This window comes from Lactiplantibacillus garii, assembly GCF_003885105.1.
Taxonomy (GTDB): Bacteria; Bacillota; Bacilli; order Lactobacillales; family Lactobacillaceae; genus Lactiplantibacillus; species Lactiplantibacillus garii.
The window spans coordinates 1-333 of sequence record NZ_QWZQ01000144.1; the positions used below are offsets into that span (position 1 = coordinate 1).

The following is a 333-nucleotide window of genomic DNA, read 5'->3' on the forward strand; positions in this document are numbered from 1 at the left end:
ATCGGCATCTGAGTCAGTATCAGCATCCGAGTCGGTATCCGTATCGGTATCCGTGTCAGCATCGGTATCTGTATCTGAGTCAGTATCGGAGTCAGTATCCGCATCAGTGTCGGTATCGGAGTCAGTATCAGTATCCGTATCCGTGTCCGTGTCAGTATCGGTATCGGCATCTGAGTCGGTATCAGTGTCTGAGTCAGTATCCGTATCTGCGTCTGAGTCGGTATCCGTATCGGTATCAGTGTCAGTATCCGTGTCGGTATCGGCATCAGAGTCAGTATCCGTATCGGTATCCGTGTCAGTATCGGCATCGGCATCTGAGTCGGTATCTGTGTC

At 51.1% G+C, this 333-nt stretch carries 1 protein-coding gene; it reads right to left on the reverse strand.

Annotated features, from left to right (window positions below):
• The coding region (locus D1831_RS14315) for a hypothetical protein (RefSeq protein WP_179950339.1) at positions 1–333 on the reverse strand (333 nt) is incomplete at both ends.